The 19306-nt window shown below is 40.0% G+C and carries 19 protein-coding genes and 1 riboswitch; of the genes, 3 read left to right on the top strand and 16 right to left on the bottom strand.

All coding sequences use genetic code 11. The features are described 5' to 3' along the window. Positions 1–217: 217 nt before the first annotated feature. The 11 genes from PGRAN_RS12715 to PGRAN_RS12760 form a co-directional block, all read right to left on the bottom strand. Positions 218–1261 carry a glycosyltransferase family 2 protein gene (locus PGRAN_RS12715; protein WP_241433350.1) on the bottom strand — a complete coding sequence of 348 codons (1044 nt, stop codon included), beginning with the start codon at positions 1259–1261 and terminating at the stop codon, positions 218–220. A gap of 393 nt (positions 1262–1654) precedes the next feature. Then, positions 1655–2443, bottom strand: a complete 789-nt coding sequence (locus tag PGRAN_RS12720) for a DUF6270 domain-containing protein (protein WP_338151719.1) — start codon at positions 2441–2443, stop codon at positions 1655–1657. Then, positions 2440–3447, bottom strand: coding sequence for an XcbB/CpsF family capsular polysaccharide biosynthesis protein (locus PGRAN_RS12725; RefSeq protein WP_036067546.1), 1008 nt, complete (start codon positions 3445–3447; stop codon positions 2440–2442). Before PGRAN_RS12725 ends, PGRAN_RS12720 begins: the two co-directional genes overlap by 4 nt. A gap of 6 nt (positions 3448–3453) precedes the next feature. After that, the gene (locus tag PGRAN_RS12730; RefSeq protein ID WP_036067547.1) at positions 3454–5790 is read right to left on the bottom strand and encodes a CDP-glycerol glycerophosphotransferase family protein; all 2337 of its coding nucleotides are present in this window, start codon (positions 5788–5790) and stop codon (positions 3454–3456) included. 81 nt (positions 5791–5871) lie between these two features. Then, the gene (gene tagD / locus PGRAN_RS12735; protein WP_036067548.1) at positions 5872–6270 is read right to left on the bottom strand and encodes a glycerol-3-phosphate cytidylyltransferase; all 399 of its coding nucleotides are present in this window, start codon (positions 6268–6270) and stop codon (positions 5872–5874) included. Between the two features lie 941 nt (positions 6271–7211). Beyond that, the gene (locus PGRAN_RS16650; RefSeq protein WP_149024063.1) at positions 7212–7592 is read right to left on the bottom strand and encodes a glycosyltransferase family 2 protein; all 381 of its coding nucleotides are present in this window, start codon (positions 7590–7592) and stop codon (positions 7212–7214) included. Between the two features lie 437 nt (positions 7593–8029). Further along, entirely contained in the window at positions 8030–8194 is a 165-nt protein-coding gene (locus PGRAN_RS16855) for a hypothetical protein (RefSeq protein ID WP_159101148.1), read from the bottom strand. A 295-nt stretch (positions 8195–8489) separates the two neighbouring features. Next, on the bottom strand, positions 8490–10355 hold the full coding sequence (gene asnB / locus PGRAN_RS12745; RefSeq protein ID WP_036067549.1) for an asparagine synthase (glutamine-hydrolyzing): 1866 nt from the start codon (positions 10353–10355) through the stop codon (positions 8490–8492). A gap of 324 nt (positions 10356–10679) precedes the next feature. Beyond that, positions 10680–11456: a carbonic anhydrase gene (locus PGRAN_RS12750; RefSeq protein ID WP_036067550.1), complete on the bottom strand. Its 777-nt coding sequence runs from the start codon at positions 11454–11456 to the stop codon at positions 10680–10682. 164 nt (positions 11457–11620) lie between these two features. Further along, a complete protein-coding gene (gene metK / locus PGRAN_RS12755) occupies positions 11621–12835 on the bottom strand; it encodes a methionine adenosyltransferase (RefSeq protein ID WP_036067552.1) in 1215 nt (404 codons plus the stop codon). Between the two features lie 186 nt (positions 12836–13021). After that, positions 13022–13126, bottom strand: a riboswitch (SAM riboswitch). Between the two features lie 58 nt (positions 13127–13184). Further along, positions 13185–13541 carry a thiol-disulfide oxidoreductase DCC family protein gene (locus PGRAN_RS12760; RefSeq protein ID WP_036067554.1) on the bottom strand — a complete coding sequence of 119 codons (357 nt, stop codon included), beginning with the start codon at positions 13539–13541 and terminating at the stop codon, positions 13185–13187. A gap of 126 nt (positions 13542–13667) precedes the next feature. On the opposite strand from PGRAN_RS12760, the gene PGRAN_RS12765 reads away from it, so the two are divergent. After that, a complete protein-coding gene (locus PGRAN_RS12765; protein WP_036067575.1) occupies positions 13668–13952 on the top strand; it encodes a hypothetical protein in 285 nt (94 codons plus the stop codon). Positions 13953–13998: 46 nt separating this feature from the next. Here the strand turns inward: PGRAN_RS12765 and PGRAN_RS12770 are convergent, their stop codons facing one another. Together PGRAN_RS12770 and ytkD are read right to left on the bottom strand one after the other, a co-directional pair. Further along, positions 13999–14241, bottom strand: a complete 243-nt coding sequence (locus PGRAN_RS12770; protein ID WP_036067557.1) for a DUF2584 domain-containing protein — start codon at positions 14239–14241, stop codon at positions 13999–14001. 5 nt (positions 14242–14246) lie between these two features. Next, positions 14247–14723, bottom strand: coding sequence for an RNA deprotection pyrophosphohydrolase (gene ytkD, locus PGRAN_RS12775; RefSeq protein WP_036067560.1), 477 nt, complete (start codon positions 14721–14723; stop codon positions 14247–14249). Between the two features lie 74 nt (positions 14724–14797). On the opposite strand from ytkD, the gene yidD reads away from it, so the two are divergent. Continuing rightward, the gene (gene yidD / locus PGRAN_RS12780; protein ID WP_036067563.1) at positions 14798–15055 is read left to right on the top strand and encodes a membrane protein insertion efficiency factor YidD; all 258 of its coding nucleotides are present in this window, start codon (positions 14798–14800) and stop codon (positions 15053–15055) included. A gap of 181 nt (positions 15056–15236) precedes the next feature. Next, entirely contained in the window at positions 15237–16190 is a 954-nt protein-coding gene (locus PGRAN_RS12785; RefSeq protein ID WP_036067564.1) for a metal ABC transporter substrate-binding protein, read from the top strand. Between the two features lie 36 nt (positions 16191–16226). Here the strand turns inward: PGRAN_RS12785 and PGRAN_RS12790 are convergent, their stop codons facing one another. Genes PGRAN_RS12790 through menH form a run of 3 tightly spaced genes read right to left on the bottom strand, consistent with a single transcriptional unit; the run spans position 16227 to position 19305 of the window. Further along, positions 16227–17648: an o-succinylbenzoate--CoA ligase gene (locus tag PGRAN_RS12790; protein ID WP_036067565.1), complete on the bottom strand. Its 1422-nt coding sequence runs from the start codon at positions 17646–17648 to the stop codon at positions 16227–16229. Positions 17649–17659: 11 nt separating this feature from the next. After that, complete coding sequence (menB, locus tag PGRAN_RS12795) at positions 17660–18478, bottom strand: 1,4-dihydroxy-2-naphthoyl-CoA synthase (protein ID WP_036067566.1); 819 nt, start codon at positions 18476–18478, stop codon at positions 17660–17662. Then, complete coding sequence (gene menH, locus PGRAN_RS12800; RefSeq protein WP_036067567.1) at positions 18478–19305, bottom strand: 2-succinyl-6-hydroxy-2,4-cyclohexadiene-1-carboxylate synthase; 828 nt, start codon at positions 19303–19305, stop codon at positions 18478–18480. Before menH ends, menB begins: the two co-directional genes overlap by 1 nt. Position 19306 lies beyond the last annotated feature (1 nt).

The following is a 19306-nucleotide window of genomic DNA, read 5'->3' on the forward strand; positions in this document are numbered from 1 at the left end:
ACGCGTTCCCCATTTATCTACACGCAATGTTGCCAGCGCAGTTAAACGAACAATGTGAATAGTGAAAAAATGAATAAGCCCATAGATAGGCGCCATTAAATAACAAAGTGGATACTTAAACATATAATGCACATTCCTTGCATAAGCAGATAAACAAGCCAAAATTAAGTAAAATACCCAATCAACCCATGTTAAATCCCAGAAGTGCCAAATAATATTATAACCAACAGCAGCTAGAAAAATAAATCCATAGAACGATCTCAACGAAAGACCATAAAAAGACAATCGGGTGTGTGAAAATCATACGCATTGATATAAATGTCTCTCTAAAAAAAGATTTACTCCATCGTGTTTGTTGTTTTAAAAAGACACGCATCGAATCTGGAACATCCGTAATACATTCTGCTGTTGACTGATAAATCGTGATCCCCTTCTCAATCGCATAGTTTGTTAGACAACGATCATCTCCAACAGATGCTGGCACTCCAAGAACTTTTTGGTTCAAATATCGCTGCAGATTATCCATGACGACCTCGCGTCGGTAGCAACTAATTGGACCCGAGCAAACAAGAATATGTCCAGTCACTGACTGTGAGGCACGCTCCACGCGAAATGCATTATCATAACGCATGTCCAAAAGACGCGTTAACAAATTGGTATCACGATTACGCGCATTAATATGACCCGTCGCAGCCATCACTTTTTCATCAGCAAATGGTCGCATTAATTCATACAATGTATTTGGGAAAATCTCTCCATCGGAATCCATTGTGAAAAATATATCCCCAGTGGAGTGCTCAAAAGCATAGGCTTGTGCATGACGCTTCCCTTGGTTCTTTTCCATCTCGTGAATGATAATATTCTTCGTATTTGGCAAATTAGCTTCTGCTACGTATTTCCGCAAAGCAATCACTGCGTCTTTTGATTTACTACCGTCATCCACAAAAAAGATTTCATGTATTGGGTAGGTTTGTTTTTGAATCGTCTCCATCAACCGAAGAATTGCATCACTCGACTCATTATAAGCTGGAATAACAACCGTGACTTTCAAATTTGGCGGCTCATTTTTCTTTGGCTTGTAAAACATAGACAGTGTCATTTTAATAATAAGATAAATAACCATGCCCCAGCCATAAATACTAAATGACGTCGAGATATTCCCTGTTCTCCAAAAACCAATCATCTCTAGCATCGCTACGCAAAGGATAAAGCCAAATAGCGAAATAATAAATGATGATTTCTTCGTCCCCTCTTCAAACATTATGCCAACCCCCTTAATTAATAAAAAAACCGCAATATTATATTTAAAAAAATTCAATTAACCCGCTATTCAAAAAATAACATTATCTAACTCAATAAAATTCAATCCCTACATTTCCTGATACATTACCATCAGATTCAACTTGGTTCTTTGTATATTAGATTGAAATATCTTCTCAATTACTCAAACATGTTCTCAATTATACATACTGAGTCATCTATATTCAATAGTTTCTGAAATGTTTCACCTTTTATACATATTTGGCTTTTTTGATGGGGTTATGGGAGTTCAAATCCAAGTAATAATCTAGTTTTATATAAAATTAATTTTCTGAAAAATAAAAAATGAGACTGGGACATAAAAGAATCTTAAGATCCCCCTTATGTCCCAGTCTCATTTCCCATTCGTTAATTCTATCAATTGTTGCATAAAATCATGATAAAAATCAGGCGTATAATGCACATAAAACGCGCCCCACGGGTGATCCCGATCCAACATATACTCTTTTTGCGTCATATCTAAAATTTGAACAGAAAAATAGTCTTCCACGTACTGATCTAATTGATCCCAAAGCGCGTTTAAGCCCGCAATATCTACCGTCGGATATTTACGACTTTCTCGCCACTCATTCAGTGAACTGCCATCTGCAAACCGATCTGCAAATCGTGCTTTTACTAAAATAATCTTACAAAAAGGAACCTCCTCCTGTAAAAATTGAAAAAATGCATCCACATGCTGCGTCCAAGCTTTCCAATATTTCTCGTAATCCACGTCCAAAGTCCACTTTTCCTTGGCTAACTGGAGCACCGGCGTATCTTTAAATTTAGGATTATACGTAAAGTAGCCTTCCGCAACTTCTACAACTCCCAAATAGATGTCCGCATAGGCGTCCAACAACAGATATTCCGGCTTTCTTGTTTGAATCAAAGATAAAAACTCTTTCGTGTGCTCCGTTTTAAAATGCCAACTCGTAAAAGCATTCATTTCCGCCGTCGCTTCATCTTCAACCATTGGCATCTCCGGTGACATCAGACTCAGAAAACTGCACTGATGCTGATGCAGAACACATTCGAACACATCTTTATAGTACGGATTAAATGTCGTATTAAAATTATCTCTGGATAAGCATGAGCCTACAATCGCAATTTTTTTAGGTATAATGTTACTCGTCCCCTTCTTTATTCAGTTAGTGCGCTTATTTGATCTACAATCTTATGCAGATTATCTGAGGAAAGTAACAGCTCATTAATACATGTAATTTGTTCTATCATCGTATTTCGCGAAATATCGGCATGCTTGTGTACCGATGAATCAAACACGTTATGAATCTCAACCGAATCAGACGGAATTTGTGAGTACAAATTATAGTTAAAAGAAATGAGCGGATATCCAAAAATAATCCGTTTTTTCGTTGTCTCTTGATTCGCAAGTTTGATAAGATCATTCAAAATACTTCTTTTACGGAAATCACGTAAAAAATGCAGATCATTCTCTTGGTTGTATTGCTCGATACTAATAATTGGGTCCACCGTCACAGAATTGTAATCACCGAGTAAACTGTGGTATAGTGCACCAGTTCCACCTTTTGATCCACCGTATAAAACCACATCCTCTTTCGCAATGTGCTGCGAATACATGACATACTGAATCGCTTCTTGAATATCAGATTCCATGTTGTGGTAGTTAAACGTATTGATATAGTGACTGCCGTATGATAAATTCAAATCCATAATACGCATGATGATTGTATTTTTAACTAAATGCTTCTGCATACTCGGAAATGATGATGTAAAACAGCGGTGTGCAATATTCGCGCTATGATATTGTTCCTTCCCAGGCATTGGCGAAAAAATGACAACCAAACGCCTAGGTGCAAGCTTGTTCTCCCTATCCTCAGGTATTTGATCGAGCGAATAAAACAGGTCGCCATGCTGAACCAGGTCTTTTCGTTGCCAAATCGTATGCACATCTTTACGACGAATAAAATACGAAGATTGACCAGTATGCATATATAAAATATAATCGTGCGCTAAAACCGCTTTATACATATCTAAAATTGGTTGCGTCTCCCGTGACAATTCCAACATGTTTTTATTGGAAAATGTTTTAACGACCAATTTTGTTTTCTCATAATCACATTGAAAGTTATAAATGTCTGTAAATTCAATATCTTTATTTGTTGTCAAATAAGTTCACAGCCTCTCTTGCAAAAATAATTCGTGCATTAATTTTTCATTTGTAAATACGTTATCCTTGTTTAGCAAATTGTTCTGAATCGCTTTACAATAACTAAAAATGTTCGGATCCTCTTCTAAAATCGCCTGAGTGAGACTTTCCGTTGTATATGATTTGCCTTCCAACAAACAAGTCGTTTTCATATCAAAGTACCAGCCAACCTTCTTTTGATAGTTTTCTGAATCCTCTTGAAGAATAATAATTTTTTTATTGAGATGTGCATAATCAAAAATAGCAGAAGAATAATCAGAAATTAAGACATCGACTAAAATAAATAGTTCTTGAATATCTACCAGCTCATTAAAGAGACAATGAATCCGAGGATCTAATGATTTATACAGCCTACGAAGCGAGGTTTCAAGTGGATGCAATTTCACAATAACCTCATATTCTGGCGGCAAGTTTTCAATCAACTTCTTCAAGTCAATGCCGGTAACCTCTTCTCGCTCTTGCTTTCGCCACGTAGGGCAGAAAAGAATGAATTTTTTAGTCGCATCTAATGGTCGGTTGAAATACTTCAAATGCAGCCGCGCTTTTTCTCCATGCCTACTCCTATTTTGAATCAAATAAGCATTTCGAGGTGCTCCCATCTCCAGAATTTCTAATTTCGGATTTTCTTTTAATAAAAATGCAGATGCAAACAATTCCGTATTAAAAGCCGAAGAAGTTAGTAGATAATCCCATTTTTTCATCCTTGGCAGAAACGCACTTAATTCTTGTTGGCGATGTTTTAGATCCTCAAGATCGGCCACCATCTTCTTAAGCGGTAAACCATGCCAAGTTTGTATAATGACTTGATTTGCCCCTTTTCCAGCCTTATCTAACGGGTTTCCATTAACAATGATATATTTACACATCCGGAATTTTTGCAGATAGTTTGCGCTTCCCAACCTTAGCGCCTCCATACCAAAATGCCTAATTTCCATGTCCACCAACTGATTCACCGAACTGACGAATATTTTGGCATCCGGAATGTTTTGCTTTAGCCAAAGCGCCATATATTTTGGATCACCAGAAAAAGATTTCCCATGAAACGATTCGATAAAATACATATTGTCATTCACGAATGTTGTTCGCTGATACCGCTCTTTCCAAGCCTCGATACGATCCAGCATAGAATGAAGCATATTTTTAACAGAATGACTCGTCAAAAATTTCCCGATAACCGGCTTATCTTTTAAGTAACCATAAAGTTGATAAGCCATCGGAATCTGATGAACCGGACTCGTCAAGACTTCTGTCCAAACATCATCGACACTTTTTGTTGCGATGAAATGCTTCTGTTTTTGGCGTTTAAAGGTCGCTAATTGCTGCATATAGAGCGAAACATAGTTTTGAGGCTTCGCAATGACTGGTAACGCTTGACGATAGTTGATCCGCTCCGTAGATGCGATAAAATTCAGAACACGCGGCGCATCAGCTTGTATATCTTTCGTAATCCATTGAATATTATTAGGGTTACCATATACTTCTCTTAATACTCTGTCTTCTCCTGGAAATAAAATGGCTCGCTTCCCTTCTGCCAGCGCCTCTAATATGGAGTACCCGAACGTTTCATAACGGGATGTCGAAAAATAAATATAGTCTACCGGTGTCCCTTGATTAAAAAACACGTTGGCATGCAGTGAATAATTATTAATCAAATTCCTGTATAACATCTCCGACGGGCCATATCCTTGAATATACAGCTTGATATGCGTTGCCTTGTGGTAATGTACGAGGTAGTCTAAAAGCCGTATTGCATATGAGATATCTTTCACATCATCTTCAAAACGAGATAAAACAAACAAATTACTCGTAGGCTTTTGCGCTGTATTTTGTGGTAATGTCACATGATGTGTGCTAACGTGATGCACAAGCAAAGCATCGTATTTATATTTCATATGGAATTGTGTTTTGATAGATTCTGTCGCGACTCTTACATAGTCTAATGCGTGTAAATCGGTTACCAAATTATCAGGAAGTAAACTAAGCGGTGCATGTATTTCCCCTATGACCATCACGTGCGGACAATAATGCTTAATGAGTTGTGCCAAAGGAAAAAAGGTCTCCCGAGTAATTATATATAAATCAATCGTTTCATCTTTACCTAAATCTTGAATAGGCTTGAAGATCACCTGAGAGCTTAGTTCTTCCTGGTGGCGAAGACTTAAAATATCCGTAGGTGAAAAAGAGCGCGCGTTATAAATCACAATCGTGATCCCTTCTTGATTAAATTCCTTCGTTAAATTTAAATTACTCCGACTCGTACCACCTGGCGAAAAAACATTAAATCCGATAATCCCAACCTTCATCTCGATGACTCCTCATTTTCCAAAAAAATCTCTCTCCACTTTTTCATCATGTTTACCCTTATAGAAGAGGAATACCGCGCGTTAGGCCTCGATACTGCCGGCAAGCTGTTGTTTAATGTATGTCGTAGAAATATTTTTCGTTCGTTCCAGATAGCATACATTACAATAAGGCGTGAGGAAGTCAAACTGACCCTTCCAATCATCACCCATTACAAAAATATCAATTTGATTCGTTTGAATATCCGCAATCTTCTGATCCCAAGTTGTTTCAGGAATAACCTTGTCCACATGTTTGATTGCTTCGAGTAAATACTTACGTTGCTCATAGTTGTGAAATGCCTTCTTGTCCTTTAGCAGATTAAACTCGTCTGTTGATAATACGACTGTTAAGTGATCTCCTAGCTCCTTGGCACGCTCCAAAAGGCGAATATGTCCCCAATGGAGTAAATCAAACGTACCGTATGTGATAATTTTTTTCACGCATCATCTCTTCCTCTCCATACTTATGATAGTTCAACAAGTGCGTTTGTGGACCGCATCAACTTCAGTACATGAACAATAAAATAACAAAAATACTACAACAACTCGGCAACCATAAAATTCGTGCACTGCCATTTGCTCTTCGTCATAAATGATTCCCGCAAACCTTAGACGCTTTACTTGAACAAGTTGACATCTCACCTTTCACTCCATTATTACATTAAAGTGAGGTACGTTCCTCATTATACATACCAATTCATCGATACACAATAGCATTCTGAATCTTTCACTTTTTATACATATTTTTATGATTTTTGTGTAAATTACCTAGTTTTCAACCCATTTACTAGTTCATTTTTTTATTAAAACCGATTTTTGAATCTTATAGTCACTTATTTGGAATAAATCACTCTTTTTTCGTCACGATATAGAACAGCATGAAAAAGTATCCAACAACTATTTTCGATTCTATAAACCTATTTATTTCTTGTTTCATGAACGTGCAAAGATAATTTATCACCTATGCTCTACATTTTTAGGGCAACCTTAAAAAAAACGGGATAAAAAACTGAATATTCTTTCTTTTATGTTTAAAGAATTAATTATTACAAAGTAATGGCACAAAAATATAAGGCCCTCTCTGTGCTTTATTTTGAGCCAATCTTTCTGTTATCACTTACCGCTTCCCCACAAAACACCTATCTCCTTAATTGATTATACAGCCAAGTTTATATGTATTCAAGCCTTCAAACAATAATTCACAATATCTTCACAAAAAAGAGATAAAACGCTGAAATTGATCAAATATAAGCGTCCAAAAATTAACATTCTCTACATTTTTGCATCAAATCAGAAACTATTAGAACAGTACTTTCCCTTTATTTAGCCTGTTCCCCATTTTGCATTATTTAGCGTGCATAATGCATATATTCTAACAGGAATTAGCCATGTTGCATGGATAATAATATACATAGGTGATAATAAAAAACAAAGCCCCAACTAAAATACTCATGTAATGTATCTAGATGAAATAATAGTGACACTAAGAAAAACAACCATAAGATCAGTTCGCACGTTAACCAAAACAAGAAAATCGGTCTTTTCCAAACAAAGCGGTAGGCCCTAATACTTTCTACAAAAAACGATTTTGACCATCTAGTTTGCTGCTTAAAAAATTGTTTAGGATTCTCAGGCGCATCTGTTAAACATTGCGCTGTAGCCTGATAAACAATACGCCCTCCACCTTCATGTGCCATATTCGTCAATCTACGATCATCACCAATTGAATTTTTTCTTGCCGAAAGTTGTTTTTGTGAAATCATCTAAATTAGCCATGATAAAATCTCGTCTAAATACAGATAAAGCACCTGAATAAACTAAAACATCACCCGACAAACTTTGTGCACCACGCCCCACATAAAAGGCTCGAGCGTAGAGAGCATCTTGATATAATGTCAGGATGTTCTTATTTCCATTGCAAACCCTTACATGCCCAGTAACACCCCAAATATTATCTCTCGCAAATGGTTTCATAATTTCTTTAATTGTTGTTTTGAAAAAGTAACTATCACAAAGTCACCTGTCGCGTGTTTGAATCCCCATTTCTGCGCTTCTCGCTTTCCTTGATTTTTTAACAGTCATAACAGATTTAATGCGCGTATTATGATTTACATAATTAGCGATTTCTTGTGCGGCTCGGTAACCATCTTCCGTAGGACTAACCATCATCTATAAAGATAATTTCGTGAACCGTATACTCTTAAGCATTCCACAATTTGTATAGACAATGATGCATATATAAAAACATCAAGCTACTACAAATGGAAATAATCGCTAAAAACAGTAGCCGTGACCAATTTGTCTCCTCTTTTCGATATTTATATTCTTTATTTATGACCTGCTCTTTCGCCTCTACAGAAATCATTCTGCTTCCTCTTTTCGAGAAACAGAATATTAAGAAAATATATTTTTATAAGACTGTTTCAACTTTTTTGCAATAAATTTCATAATCTTATTTTCTTGACTCTACTTCTATTATTGATTATACAGTCAAGACTCTGCGTATTCAAGCTTCTATAGAAAAGTTCATTATATACACATAAAAACTCCTTTCAATCATACCGTATGCGTTTACATCATTTTATATATAATAATCATTACATAGTATATCAGAAAAAAAGCACCAGATCAAAAGGTCTGGTGCTTTAACTTATCATTTATTATTTCCCAAAATCATACTTATTTTCCACATAAACATCGTACCATATCATAAAAATAACAACCGTCCAAATTTTACGGCTATAATCTTGTTTGCCAGCACAATGGTCTTCTAGCAATTGCAAGACGTATTTCTTGTTAATTAAATGATCCGTTGGTGAATCACGAATAATAGCTTTCACCCATTGATTCATTTCGTCTTTCAACCAGTGACGGATTGGCACAGGAAATCCAAGTTTGCGACGATTTAAAACATGCTCTGGTACGAAGGCTTCTGCTGCTTTACGCAAGACGTATTTCGTCGTACCATTTGTCGTTTTCAGTGATGCCGGAATATCTTTTGCAACACGGAATACTTCTTTATCCAAGAACGGCACACGGACTTCCAGTGAGTTTGCCATCGTCATACGATCGGCTTTCAATAGAATATCTCCACGCATCCACGTATGAATATCAATGTATTGCATGCGTTCTACTGGATTGTAGCCCACTGTTTCCGCGTATAACGGATCCGTAATTTTTGTGTAATCATGGCCAGTTTGATATTTTGGCAACAAGATTTTTTTCTCCGCTTCTGTAAACATCTTCGCATTACCAATATAACGTTCTTCCATCGGTGTTGTTCCGCGCTCTAGGAAACTTTTACCGCGCATTCCCTCAGGCATAACATTCGCGACACCACGAAGCATCGATTTTAAAGCACTCGGCATTTTGTTAAACATCGAAAGTGAGTTTGGTTCATTGTAAATGTTATATCCACCGAAAAGTTCATCCGCACCTTCTCCTGATAAAGCAACCGTCACGTGTTTACGCGCTTCACGAGATAGGAAATAAAGCGGAATCGCAGCTGGATCTGCCAACGGATCATCCATATGCCAAACGATTTTCGGTAATTCATCCATGTATTCTTGCGGTGTAATGATGTAACTAATGTTTTCTACGCCTAATTTTTCGGCTGTTTCCTTCGCAACATCGACTTCGCTAAAACCGTCGCGCTCAAAGCCAACGGAAAACGTTTTGATCGCTGGATGGTATTCTTTTGCAATCGCCGCAATAATCGATGAGTCAATCCCCCCGGAAAGGAAGGAACCAACAGGCACGTCACTGCGCATGTGCATTTTCACAGAATCATACATCACATCGCGAATTTCTTTAATGAATGTATCCTCAGATTTAGCAACCGGCTGGAATTTTGCCTTCCAGTACTGGCTAATCTGCATTGATCCACCGATTTTCTTCGTGAAATAATGACCTGGCTCCAAGCGTTTAATACCTTGTGTCAATGAGTCCGGTTCTGGAACGAACTGGAAAGTCATATAATTTTGCAATGAAACCTCGTCTAGTTTCGTCGATGTCAACGCATGCAAGATTGATTTCTTCTCGGAGCCCATATAAAGCTTACCATCTTCTTCTGCATAGAAAAACGGCTTGATACCGAATGGATCGCGGGCAGCGTAAATTTTCTCTTCTTGCTTATCCCAAATAACAAAGCCAAACATACCACGTAATTGCTCTGCTGTTTTTTCTTTATACTTGGCATATGTAGCAATAATAACTTCTGTATCACTGCTCGTTTCGAAAGTCATACCTTCTTTCACAAGGCTTTCGCGCAGCTCCACATAGTTATAAATTTCACCGTTAAAAATTATCCAATAACGTTCATTTTCATACGTCAGCGGCTGATGACCGTTTTCTACATCAATAATACTTAGGCGACGGAAACCAAATTGAACATGCTCATCCGTAAAATAACCCTCATCATCAGGTCCACGGTGCGTGATCATGTCATTCATTTGTTTAAAAGTTTCCTTTTCCTCACCAGTAATCTCAGCAATGCGGTCATGTACGCATCCAATAAATCCACACATCGTCACATTTCTCCTCTATTTTAAACTATTTATGTCCTCTTTTTCAACAACGTCTATCATATCATAAATAGGGTTTGTTTGAACAGCATCGCGCAAAAAAAGAGCCAGAAAATCACGTGTTCCCTTGTGACCTTCTAAGCCTCTTCATAAAAAAACAATGTTTTCACTTTCACCATGATCCCATCGTGAAAGCCAAAAGCGACACCAAAATGCTCATATGCTAGGCAAAGCCGATTACCAGCGCGGGAATGTACAATTGTACACGTAGCACTGAACCCAGCCTTTAACAACACAGATGGGTGTTTGACGGCGCTCTAGGAGATATTAATTGTCTGTATGCTTCAATACTGGACGGTCATGTAGTGGTTGAATTTTGCGATTATTACCATCGTAGTATTTATTGAATTCTGCAATTTGTTCTTTGGAAACTTCTACTGGAGTAGACATGACATACCATTCCACGTTTTCAGATAATGGTGGTGTAGTCAAAGATCCTAGATAGTGATAATATGATTTGTTTGTTGGAAGTAAAGCTGCCACATCAATTGGCTCACTAACTGTTGTTTTTTCACCTTTTTTGACATTGTTTAAAATGCTTTGGAAGGCTGGATTTGCTTTACCTTCTTTAAAGAAAACGCCAATAACTGCTAGACGGCTATCTTGATTTTCATTTACAAAGTGGGCTTCGATTGGATAATGTTTCCCATCCACTGTATGCTCACTTTCTGCATGGAAATGGAATTGATTTAATTCAAATTTGCGCCCGTTGATAGTCGCTTGTCCACCGTCATCCACTTGAATACTATGGCCATTGTCTACTTCATCGGTCACTTTTTGATTGTAGTTTAATTCAATAGTCCCTGTGTCCTTCATTGGCTCTGTTTTTGCTGTTTCAATATTGATTGGGGACTGCGTATCGCCTGCTTCAAATTGCCACGATTTTTGATCATGGTAGTCTAAATGATCCTCATGTTTTGCTGTTGTCTCTGTTTTTGCTGTTTTTTCCTCTTTTTTTGTGTCGCTTGTATCGCTATTGCCACAACCTGCTACAAGAACAAGTGATGCCGCGATTGCTGAAGCTGCTAATAATTTTGTTTTCATGTTGAAAACTCCTTTCGTTAAGTAACTTAATTATTATATTACATAATGATTCATAAGTGTGTGTATTTTTTGTGACAAAATTATGGATTTTATATGAAAATATATAAATTTCGAGAAAAAACCTGACAAGATTGCTTATCCTGTCAGGTTTTCTCGATTATATATTAGTTCACTTTTGCAAATTCTAAAAGAAATTCTTTCATTTGTGCAGCCTTATCCACTCGTTCCCACGGTAAATCAAGATCTAATCTACCAAAATGACCAAATGCTGCCGTTTGGCGATAAATTGGGCGGCGCAAATCAAGCATCTGAATAATGCCTGCTGGACGTAAATCGAAAAATTGATTCACAGCGTTGATCAAATCTTGTTCACTGTAGTCACTCGTGCCATATGTGTCAATCGAAATTGAAACGGGGTGAGCAACACCGATCGCATAGGCCAACTGGACTTCCACTTTTTTCGCTAGCCCTGCTGCAACGATGTTTTTAGCGACGTAACGCGCGGCATAAGCGCCTGAACGGTCGACTTTAGTTGGGTCTTTACCGGAGAACGCACCGCCGCCATGACGGGCATAACCGCCATAGGTGTCCACGATAATTTTGCGTCCTGTTAATCCTGCATCTCCTTGAGGGCCACCGATAACAAAGCGTCCTGTTGGATTGATAAAGTATTTTGTTTCAGCGTCAAGAAGTCGTGTATCAATTACCTCTTCAATGACCAATTTATGCATGTCTGCTGCAATCTGCTCTTGTGCAATATCTGGATGGTGTTGTGTTGAAATTACGATTGTATCGATTCGAATTGGTTCGTTATTCTCATCATATTCCACCGTCACTTGTGTTTTCGCATCAGGACGTAAGTATGTCAATGTGTTATTCTTGCGTAACTCAGCAATTTTACGTGCGAGTGCATGTGCAAGTGAGATCGGCAGTGGCATTAATTCTTCCGTTTCATCTGTTGCAAAACCAAACATTAAGCCTTGGTCCCCCGCTCCAATCGCATCAATTGCTTCATCCGTGTGCCCGATGCCGCGTGATTCTAGTGCCACGTCTACACCTTGAGCGATATCCGGTGACTGCTCATCAATCGCGGTTAATACAGCACAAGTTTCTGCATCAAAACCATATTTTGCACGCGTGTAGCCAATTTCTTTAATCGTATCCCGCACAATTTTCGGAATATCTACATAGGTCGATGTTGAAATTTCTCCTGCTACTAGCACGAGCCCCGTTGTTACCGTTGTTTCACATGCCACACGAGCATCAGCATCTTTTGTTAAAATTGCATCCAAAATCGCATCGGAAATCTGATCCGCGATTTTATCCGGATGTCCATCAGAAACAGATTCTGACGTAAATAAATGACGGTTTCTTGCCATTCTTTATTTCCTCCTTTATTCTTCTCCATCGCGAAGTGGTTTGTAAAAATGCGAACAGCAAGTATTTCCATTCCAGTCTCGTTCACTCATTTTATAGACATCTAAATGATGCCAACAAAAAGCCTTCTCCCTATTTTGCCAATTGCGCGCGGAATAGAGAGAAGGCTATTATTTACAATACCTTCGCTCTCATCGATCAGGAAATCAATTCCTGCCACAGGTTAGCACCTTACAATACATGTAGGTTGCCGGGTTTCAAAGGGCCAGTCCCTCTACCGCTCTGGATAAGAGTTTAATTTAGTTTTCACATCATTGTAACATGTTTCATTAATCTTGTCACGCACAAAAATTACGAGTTGCACCCTCGTCCTTTTTTGCGAATATCACATGTCCGATTATCCGCAACGACTCGGTAGCCTAATCGTCCCGCAGGCTTAAAAATTGGAATGTACATAATCAACCCAATCAATCCGGTTAGTGGGAAACGTAACAACATTCGGCGAATTGCAAAGAACCCTTTTTTTGCGCTACCGGTTGGTGTAATCAAATGAATCTCGCGTAGCAATTCTTCTTGTGTAAAACCTGTGTCCTGTGTTTCTTGGAGCGGCTTCCACTCGATGACTTTCATCCAGTCTAATTTTTCAAACAGTCGTTTCGTGGCTTTACAAAATCGGCAATTTTCGTCATATAAAACAATGTCTTTCATTTAGATATGCCTCCTCAAATTATATTTCCTGCTTACCATTCTTGCAAAACTATGTTAAAATGAATTTTATACGTCAGGAGTTTCCTAGATTGTATGAATGCTCGGTTCACCAAAGGAGAAGAAACTATGATATTTTCAACGTTAACTTTGATTATTTTTGCGATTTTTATTATCGCTGTGTGCATTTTTGAATTTGTCTTAAAATGGCGCTGGTTCAAGTACTTTTTAGCAACGCTGGGCCTTGTCGCAAGTGGGATTATATTCTTTATTAGTTTTTATGGTGGCGGAGTTTCACAGGCAGAGATTGCCATATCCATCTTCATCGCGACGCTTGGCGAATATATCTTTTCATTGATTATTAGCATTGTCGCTTGGGTTCGCCGTATGTCGAATAAGAACAAAGAAGCATAACATTTATGAAAAGTTGAGTCTCTCCTATTTGTGAGGCTCAGCTTTTTTAGTTGCTGGAGTTCAGCGATACTAATTCATATGTAATAATGGTTGTATCGTTTTCCCAGATCAGCTTTTGTGGTACAGCAATACCGTTTGTTTCACTTTCTTTCGTTGTCCGGACTTCGATTGGCACATCAATTGGATAAATTCGATACCCATCCTTCACAAGCTCGAAAAAATTATCAGATAGACGTTTTTCCTTTCCCTTCGTTACGATCATCGTGTTTACTTCTAGTGGCATTCCCATGCATATTACCTCCAATTATTTATTTTTAGTTGCTCCAAAGCTCGCTTTATAACAACTTGCATGCCTTTATCGCGCATAAAAAAGCTAAAACATTCCTGCCTGACAATATCAGCTAAATTACCTGAAATAAGCGTTGGGCCTAGCGTTTCCATATAGTCGATTTGATTTACAAATGTCGTAACGTTTGCTAAATAGACCCGTTTTGTAAAAATACGCTCGGTAGTCTTCACTTTATATTGCGCTATAATATATAATTTGTCTAATTTGGCGCCGGTTTCTTCCATTGTTTCGCGTCGCGCTGCTTCCTCATTCGTTTCATTAGGCTCACCTTTGCCACCAGGAAACTCGATACCGCGCGTTTTATGCGTCGTAAATAGCCAGACATCATGAAATTTAGCGATGACGAGAACATCGTCTGCTTCTTCTGTCGCATCAAACTGGATCGATACCGTATTACCGAGCGAATCTTGATACGTATACATGCCACTCCTCTTTCTTTTTTTCAAATTTGTGGTACGATGAAGATATCTAATTTTACGATGAAGGTGATTTTAAAATGAAGAAGATCATGTTGGGCGGTATTCAGCTATATCGCAAATATATTTCACCACTGAAGCCTGGGACTTGCCGCTTCTATCCTACCTGCTCGCAATATGGGATGGAAGCTATCACAGAACATGGTGCGTTAAAAGGCGGTTGGCTAACAATTAGAAGAATTTCTAAATGTCACCCCTTCCATAAAGGCGGTGTCGATCTAGTCCCAATGAAGTGCGACCATGAGGGGCACCATTATCACCATTATAATGAAAAATAAGAGTAGGTGCAAGGAAGGTGTGCTTGTAACTGCTCTTATTCTTTCATGAAAAAATAATAAATACTTGTGTTTTCATCCTATATACGGTATTATGAATTTCTGATGTTAAATCGTAATGGCTACGATTTATTATTTTTAAGCATCAAATAAGAACGATTTCGATTTAGGAGGGTTACCTTTCATGAAGAAAATAGCCATTTTACTTAGTTCTATCCTGCTTGTTTCTATTTTTATGGTCGGGTGTGGCAACAGCGACGCGCAGACGAAAGATAAGGACAAGTTGACCGTTTATACGACGGTGTATCCATTACAATACTTAGCGGCACAGATTGGTGGCAATTATGTCGATGCGCATTCCGTGTATCCGGCTGGATCTGACGCCCACAGTTTTGACCCTTCACAAAAAGACATGATGAATATTGCAGATAGTGACCTGTTTTTCTATATTGGGCTTGGTATGGAAGGTTTTGTTGATAAGGCGAAACAATCGCTAAAAAATGAAAACGTGAAGTTTGCCGTGACCACCGATGGCTTGAAATTACCGGCTACGACTCATGAAGAGGACGAAGATCACGACCATGAAGAGGACGAAGACGGACATGATCACGGTGATGTGAATCCGCACGTTTGGCTTGATCCGAACTATATGGTAACGATGGCAGGTGTTGTCAAAGATAATTTAAGCAAAGAACTCCCAGAACAAAAAGCAACATTTGAAAAGAATTATGAACAGGTTGTATCGCAATTAAAAACGCTGAACAGTGACTATAAAACAATGGCCGCAAGCGCAAAGCATAAAGACTTTGTAACGGCGCATGCAGCCTACGGTTATTGGGAAAATGAGTACGGCTTGAAACAAATCCCGATCGCAGGTATTTCGACGAGTGACGAGCCTTCTCAAAAGAAATTAACCACGCTTGTGAACACGATTAAGAAAGACAACATTCCGTATATTTTATTGGAGCAGAATACGAATTCCAAAATTGCGGACGTGATTCAAAAAGAAACCAACACGAAAACGATGAAATTGCATAATTTAGAGACATTGACACAGAAGGATATGGATGCAAATCGTGATTATATGTCGATCATGAAAGACAATTTAGCTGCGTTAGACAAAGCACTGAATTATTGAGAAGAAGGCCAAGCGCTACATTATGCTTGGCCTTCTTTAATGTAATCTTTCTTTTAAACGATGGCGTTGCACTTTTTGCGAGGCCGTTTTTGGGAGCTTTTCTAAAAAGTAGAACTGTTGTGGTATTTTGAATTTGGCGAGGCGCTGTTCACAGAAAGTCAACAGTGACTGGCTCTCTATTCCAGTTTTTGTCACAACAAACGCGACTGGTACCTCGCCCCATTTTTCACTTGGTGTAGCAACGACTGCGACTTCAGCAACACTCGGATGTTCTAGCAAAACATGCTCGATTTCTGTCGGATACACATTTTCACCACCCGAAATAATCAAGTCGGAGCGCCTTTCGAGAACAAAAAGGAATCCATCTTCGTCGATGTAGCCGATGTCACCTGTTTGGAACCAGCCATCCGCGTCAAACGCCCCTTCTGTCGCCTTTTCGTTATGCAAATATCCCGCCATGATCGAGGGGCCTTTTAGCAAAATTTCATCGTGCTCGCCGATTTTGACTTCAGCGGGAAATAGGGCTTTTCCAGCGGAACCGATTTTTTGCAATGCTTCTTCTGGTGGTAGTGTCACGATTTGAGAAGCTGTTTCCGTCATGCCAAATGACTGCACAAGCGGGATTCCATTTTCAAAGCAGGCCTCCAGTAGCGATTGACTAGCAGGTCCACCGCCGAGTAACATACAGCGAAAATGAGGATGGTACGGCTCTTGAAAAACGTCCAACAAACGCTCAACCATCGTCGTAACCACTGAAATCATCGTAACTTCGCCGTTTCTCAGGAGCGCATCGGTGCGTCTGGCGTCAAAGTGTTCCTCCAAGTAAACTGGAATCCCATAAATCACCGAGCGCATCAAAATCGAAAGACCGCTAATATGGAAAATTGGCACCGCGCAAAGCCAGCTATCCGAAGCTTCCAGTCCAAGATTCAGCATCGAACCTGTCGCACTCCACCAATGGTTGCCAAACGTCTGCATCACGCCTTTAGGCTTCCCTGTCGTGCCTGAGGTGTACATAACCGAAGCAACCTCATCCATCGCAAAATTGGGAACAAGCGGGATATCCAAAACTGGCGCTGACATCACGCTACTAAATGAATTAGCCTCCACATCCAAGCTCACCATCTTAGGTGCAAACTCATCCGCATAAAAACAACATGCCACCCGCGCATCTTGTATCTGAAACACGATTTCCGTTGCCGTTAACCGATTGTTCAAAAAAACAGTCCGCGCCCCTATTTGTTGTAGCGCATGAATCATCAAAAAAGTATCGCGATCATTTCTTCCCAGCAAAGCGACATACGCTCCTTGACGCACGCCAAACCCGCCAAGTTTCCCAGCCACCTTTTGCACCGCGTCATAAACCTCTACAAAAGTTTCTTGTTTATCATGAAAAACAAGCGCGGTCTTCTCTGGAGAAAGCCGCACTCGTTTTTCCAACCAATTGGTTAGTTCCATCATTTTTCACCTCAAGGGAATTTCGGAAATTGATCGAAGTCGGGATCACGTTTTTCTTTGAACGCGTCACGTCCTTCTTTTGCCTCGTCCGTTGTGTAGTAAAGAAGCGTGGCGTCACCAGCCAACTGCTGAATTCCAGCCAGGCCGTCCGTGTCCGCATTAAATGCCGCTTTGATAAAACGAAGCGCCGTCGGACTCTTCTTCAACATTTCCTTCGCCCAAGCAACCGTCTCTGTTTCTAGATCAGCCAGTGGTACGACCGTGTTAATCCAGCCCATTTCAAGCGCTTCGTCTGCAGTGTATTGACGGCACATAAACCAAACTTCCTTCGCTTTCTTGTGCCCAATCACGCGCGCCAAGTAGCCCGAGCCATAACCAGCGTCAAAACTGCCCACATTCGGCCCTGTTTGACCAAACTTCGCGTTGTCCGCTGCAATTGTCAAATCACAAACGAGTTGCAACACATTCCCGCCGCCGATCGACCAACCTGCAACCATCGCGATTACTGGTTTTGGAATCACCCGAATCAAACGCTGCAAATCAAGCACGTTAAGGCGTGGAATATTGTCCTCACCAACATAGCCACCGTTCCCGCGAACCTTCTGATCGCCACCAGAACAGAATGCTTTGTCTCCTTCTCCTGTTAAAATAATCACGCCAACCTTCGAATCCTCGCGCGCAATCGTAAACGCATCAATCATTTCAATCACCGTTCTCGGCGTAAAAGCATTGTGGACCTGCGGACGATCGATCGTAATCTTCGCGATTCCCTCAAATGTTTCGTACTTAATCTCCGTATAATCCTTCTCTTTCTTCCACTCAAAACCCATTATTTCGTTCCTCCTCTAATTCGTAACCAATTGCGGACCGCATAGCCAAAGCTCTCCGGCTGCTCGATATGAATCGTATGCCCCGCATTTGAAAAAGTAATATATTTTGCATCGGGAAGCGCGGTTTTCATTTCCAGCGCAATCCCACAAAATTTCGGATCCTTCTGCCCCGCCAAAAGTAGCGTCGGCACCTGAAGCGTCGGCAACTCCTCCCATAAAGAAGGCTGCGCGCCTGTCCCCATACCGTTAAGACTTCTAGCTAAACCGTGTGCCCGCTGATTCAGGCGTTCTGCCCGAATCTTGCGTTGCGTAGCTTCCGAGAGATGTTGCTGTGTCGCAAAAAGCGGCAACTTCTCCCAATCTGTCACAAAATTTGCGACGCCTTGCTCAGCGATTTTTTGCGCAAGTTCTGCGTCCTTCAAAACGCGTAAAGCCCGTGCCTCTTCTGATTCCAAACCCGGCGAAGCACTTTGCAAAACCAGTGTCTGGATGCGATCGGGATAGAACGTCGCAAGCCCCAACGCCAATCTGCCACCCATCGAATATCCGAGCACAGATGCCTTTTCAGCGCCGATCCTGTCTAAAATAGCGATTAAGTCAGCAGCCTGCGACTCCATCGAATATCGCGACGTATCAAGCGGCGCATCTGTCGCACCATGCCCAAGCAAATCCACTATCACACAATGCCAATCCGCCGACAACATCGGTAAAACCGCATCATACGTCGCATGCGATCCTGTAAAGCCGTGAAGCAACAACAAGGTTCCGCGCGACGATGCATCCTGATTCGTCTCCACAACATGGTATTCCACATCCCGAATCCGCATC

The organism is Listeria grandensis FSL F6-0971 (assembly GCF_000525835.1).
Taxonomy (GTDB): Bacteria; Bacillota; Bacilli; order Lactobacillales; family Listeriaceae; genus Listeria_A; species Listeria_A grandensis.